Origin of the sequence: Empedobacter sp. UBA7494, from assembly GCF_002478465.1 — a bacterium.
GTDB classification, from domain to species: domain Bacteria; phylum Bacteroidota; class Bacteroidia; order Flavobacteriales; family Weeksellaceae; genus Empedobacter; species Empedobacter falsenii_B.
The window spans coordinates 1-4,613 of record NZ_DLOC01000038.1 but is presented as its reverse complement, the minus strand read 5'-3'; the positions used below and the strand labels follow the sequence as shown (position 1 = coordinate 4,613).

Sequence of the window (4,613 nt, the reverse complement as noted above, 5' to 3'; positions counted from 1 at the left end):
GTTTTTAGGGAAGATTACAAATTAGGATCTATTTTGTTGTCATTTTTAAAATCTGATGAAAAATCTTGATCTTTTATTATTTTGTTTAAAATATTTCTTGTTTCATTAATATAATAATCAACACTATCTTGTGGTAATTTAGTTTGAGCTTTTACAAAGAAAATATTTCCAATAAATAAGAGAGTAAATAATAATTTCATATTTTCTATTAATTTAACTTCAAATATAATTATTCTAACTTCTCAATTTCCTTTATTTCCCGTACTTTTGTAAAAATTTTATTTCCTTGGAAAATTTCAGAATGATTGCGAAAACCTTTTTTGGTTTCGAAGAAATATTAGCGCAAGAATTAAAAGCGTTGGGTGCGGCAGATGTTAAAATTCAAAACCGAATGGTTGAATTTAATGGCGATTTAGGTTTCATGTACAAAGCAAATTACAGCTTGCGTACTGCACTTCGTATACAGAAGCCAATTCTTTCGTTTTCTGCGAAAAATGATCATCAATTGTACGAGAAATTCAAAAAATTCCATTGGGAAAATTATTTGAATGTCGATCAAACTTTTATGATTGATCCAACTGTACATTCAGATTATTTTACACATTCGCATTACGCAGCGCTTAAAGTGAAAGATGCTATTGTAGATCGATTCAAAGAAAAAAATGGTCGTCGTCCAAGTATCGATAAAGATTTTCCAGATGTACGTTTTAACTTACATATTTCGCATGATAAAATTACGTTGTCGTTAGATTCTTCGGGAGAATCTTTGCACAAACGTGGTTATCGTGAAGAAACTGGTCCAGCTCCAATTAACGAGGTTTTAGCAGCAGGTTTGTTGTTGCAAGCGGGTTATGATGGAAAAGGAAATTACCTTGATCCAATGTGTGGTTCAGGAACAATGTTGATTGAAGCGGCGATGATTGCGAATAATATTCCGCCACAAATTCATCGTAAGCATTTTGCTTTTCAGAATTGGCCAGATTATGACGAAACATTGTTTACACAAATTCGTAATACGCGTTTAAATCGAATCAAAGAATCTGAATATAAAATTGTTGGATACGAAATTTCTCCAATGATGGTAAAAATTGCGCAGATGAATATAAAATCTGCTGATTTAGAAGATTTCATCGAAATTCGTCACCAAGATTTCTTTACATCTAAAAAGGAATTGTTCCCAGTTTTATTGGTGTTCAATCCTCCTTATGATGAGCGTATTGAAAACAATAACCAAGAATTTTATAAACAAATTGGAGACACATTAAAATCGAGTTATCCAAATACATTGGCGTGGTTTATCACATCAGATTTACAAGCCAAAAAATATGTCGGTTTACGTCCTTCGAAAAAGGTAAAAGTGTTTAACGGTAAGTTAGAATGCGACTTTTTACAATACGAAATGTATGAAGGAAGTAAGAAAGCTAAAAATCAAAATTAATAGAAGTGAATCAATTTATAAAAGAAATTTGTCAAGATCAAAAAGTTTATCTTTTAACTTCTGAGGAAGGTTTTGCTATTTCGTATTCGGAGGAATTTGAGTACGAAGATGGCTCTAATTTAGAGGTAATTTGTTTTTGGTCGAATACAGATTTAGCTGAAAAAGCGAAACAAAATCAATGGGCAAATCATAAAATTGATTCGATAGATTTGAATACTTTTTTAGAAGAATGGTTGTTCGGAATGATTGAAGAAGTTTCTTTGGTTGGAATTAATTTTGACGAAACTTCGAAAGGAGAGGAGCAAAGTCCATTGGATACAATTTTGGCTATTGTTCATGAATTGAATCAATCAAAATCTACTTTCAAAACGAATCATTTTAAGGATTTGAACGAAATCCAGAAAGTAACTTTAGAATTGAAAGAATCATTCAATCAATAATTTATTTTGGAAAAAGAAGATTTAAAACTTTCGATAATTATTGCCGTTTATGAACGTCAAGATGAATTGACAGAATTATTGTCAAGTTTAACAAAACAAACGGATAAATCATTCGAAATTATTATTGTAGATGATGGTTCTAAAAATAAATTGGATGCGATTTGTGCTAAATTTGAAACTCAATTAGATCTTCATTATTATTACAAAACAAATTCAGGACCAGGAAAATCAAGAAATTATGGAATGGAAAAAGCGAATGGAAATTATTTCATTTTCTTAGATTCTGACACGATTATTCCTTCGACTTATATTGAATCGGTTAAAAAAGAATTGACAACTAATTTTGTTGACGCTTTTGGCGGACCAGATGATGCAGATGACTCGTTTACAGATTTGCAAAAAGCAATTACTTTTTCGATGACTTCTTTCTTAACAACAGGAGGAATACGTGGAGGAAAAAAGCAAATTGGTAAATTTCAGCCACGTAGTTTTAATATGGGAATTTCTCAAAAAGCCTACGAAAAAACGGGGGGTTTTGCTGATTTGCGTGTTGGAGAAGATCCAGATTTATCGATGCGTTTGTGGGAAAATGGTTTTGAAACGCGATTATTTCAAGATTCGAAAGTGATACATAAACGTAGAACTTCGTTAAAGAAATTTGCGAAACAAGTATATCAATTTGGAGTTGCACGCCCAATTCTTAATCAACGTCATCCAAATTATATCAAACCAACTTTTTGGTTTCCAAGCTTATTTTTTGTCGGAACTTTAGTTGCATTTTTATTTTTATTGTTGAGTTTTATTCTTCCAAAACATCGATTTATTCTTCAAACCCCATTTGTTTTGTGGTTAATTTACATGTTTTTGATTTTTATTTTCTCAACTATTCGTTTTAAATCTGCGGTAGTTGGTTTATTATCGATTCAAACAACTTTAATTCAATTTTTCAATTATGGTTATGGATTTTTAGAAAGTCAATTCAGGTTGAATATTCTTAAACAAAATCCTAAAATGGCTTTTCCGAGTCATTATCATATCGATTAAATATAAAAAATAAAGGTCAAGATTTCTCTTGACCTTCTTAATTTCAAAGCATTGCTTTGACATCTAACTTAAAATACTAATAAGCTCAAATTTAACATTTATTGTTGAAATTAAACTATAAATGACTTGTTATATTTTGTTAATCAATTCGTTAAAATATATTTATTAAATAGATTTCAAGTAGAATATCGTAATAATTGATTAATTTTCTAAAATAGTTAGTTGTTTAGAAATCTATTCTCTTTAAAGTTATTTAGGTTCAAAAATTTTTATTTTAGCTATTTATACTTGTTCCATTCAATCTTTTCGGTCAGTTCTCTCAAATATTTCGTAATTTTGCAGACTTAAATTAGAGTAATGCGTACAAAATCGACTGGAAAAAAGAAAATTAATGTAATTACGTTAGGATGTTCTAAAAATGTATACGATTCTGAGGTGTTAATGGGACAGCTGAAAGCCAATGGGAAAGAGGTTGTACATGAGCAATCTGGGGAAATTGTGGTGATTAATACTTGTGGTTTCATTGATAATGCAAAGGAGGAAAGTGTTGATACAATTTTAGATTACGTGCAACGTAAGGAAGATGGTTTGGTGGAAAAAGTTTTCGTGACAGGATGTTTGTCAGAGCGATACAAACCAGATTTAATTGAGCAAATTCCAAATGTTGACCAATATTTTGGTACGCGAGAATTACCACTTTTATTAAAAGCTTTAGGAGCAGATTATAAGCACGAATTGGTTGGAGAACGTTTAACAACAACTCCTCGTCATTATGCATATCTTAAAATTGCTGAAGGTTGTGATCGTCCTTGTTCTTTCTGTGCAATTCCTTTGATGCGTGGAGGAAATGTTTCTCGTCCAATCGAAGATTTAGTTACAGAAGCTACTAAATTGGCAAAAAATGGAACAAAAGAGTTAATTTTGATTGCACAAGATTTAACGTATTATGGTTTAGATATCTATAAAAAACGTGAATTAGCATCATTATTAAAAGAATTAGTTAAGATTGAAGGTATCGAATGGATTCGTTTACATTATGCATTTCCAGCTGGTTTTCCAGAAGATGTTTTGGATGTAATTCGTGAAGAACCTAAAGTTTGTAATTATATTGATATTCCGTTACAACATATTTCAACAAAATTATTAAAATCAATGCGTCGTGGTACAACACACGAAAAAACGAATGCTTTGTTAGACGCAATGCGTACAAAAGTTCCTGATATGGCGATTCGTACAACATTGATTTGTGGATATCCAGGCGAAACAGAAGAAGATTTTCAGGAAATGAAAGCTTGGGTACAAGAGCAAAAATTTGATCGTTTGGGATGTTTTACTTATTCTCACGAAGAAAATACGCATGCCTATAATTTAGAAGATGATGTACCAGAGGAAGTAAAACAACAACGTGTTGAAGAAATTATGGAAATTCAATCTCAAATTTCGTATGATTTGAATCAAGAAAAAATTGGAAAACAATTTAGAGTAATGATTGATCGTAAGGAAGGTGATAACTTTATTGGACGTACAGAATATGATTCGCCAGACGTTGATAACGAAGTTTTGATTTCTGCAATTGATACCTATTTACCAGTTGGTGATTTTGTAAATGTAGAGATTATTGAAGCGTACGAATTCGATTTAATTGGTAAAGTGATTGATTAATCAATTCGATGTAACGTCCTGAAAAAATG

At 31.0% G+C, this 4,613-nt stretch carries 5 protein-coding genes; 4 read left to right on the top strand and 1 reads right to left on the bottom strand.

Annotated elements, in window-relative coordinates; translation table 11 throughout:
* Positions 1-14: 14 nt before the first annotated feature.
* The gene (locus tag B4E95_RS03950; RefSeq protein ID WP_291062223.1) at positions 15-200 is read right to left on the bottom strand and encodes a hypothetical protein; all 186 of its coding nucleotides are present in this window, start codon (positions 198-200) and stop codon (positions 15-17) included.
* 80 nt (positions 201-280) lie between these two features.
* Between B4E95_RS03950 and B4E95_RS03945 the strand changes: the two genes are divergently transcribed.
* The 4 genes from B4E95_RS03945 (at position 281) to rimO (ending at position 4,584) form a co-directional block, all read left to right on the top strand.
* Positions 281-1,438, top strand: coding sequence for a THUMP domain-containing class I SAM-dependent RNA methyltransferase (locus B4E95_RS03945; RefSeq protein ID WP_291090083.1), 1,158 nt, complete (start codon positions 281-283; stop codon positions 1,436-1,438).
* A gap of 5 nt (positions 1,439-1,443) precedes the next feature.
* Positions 1,444-1,878, top strand: coding sequence for a DUF2750 domain-containing protein (locus tag B4E95_RS03940; RefSeq protein ID WP_291090079.1), 435 nt, complete (start codon positions 1,444-1,446; stop codon positions 1,876-1,878).
* A 6-nt stretch (positions 1,879-1,884) separates the two neighbouring features.
* Complete coding sequence (locus B4E95_RS03935) at positions 1,885-2,922, top strand: glycosyltransferase (protein WP_291090076.1); 1,038 nt, start codon at positions 1,885-1,887, stop codon at positions 2,920-2,922.
* A gap of 357 nt (positions 2,923-3,279) precedes the next feature.
* Complete coding sequence (gene rimO, locus B4E95_RS03930; protein ID WP_291073912.1) at positions 3,280-4,584, top strand: 30S ribosomal protein S12 methylthiotransferase RimO; 1,305 nt, start codon at positions 3,280-3,282, stop codon at positions 4,582-4,584.
* Positions 4,585-4,613: the final 29 nt, after the last annotated feature.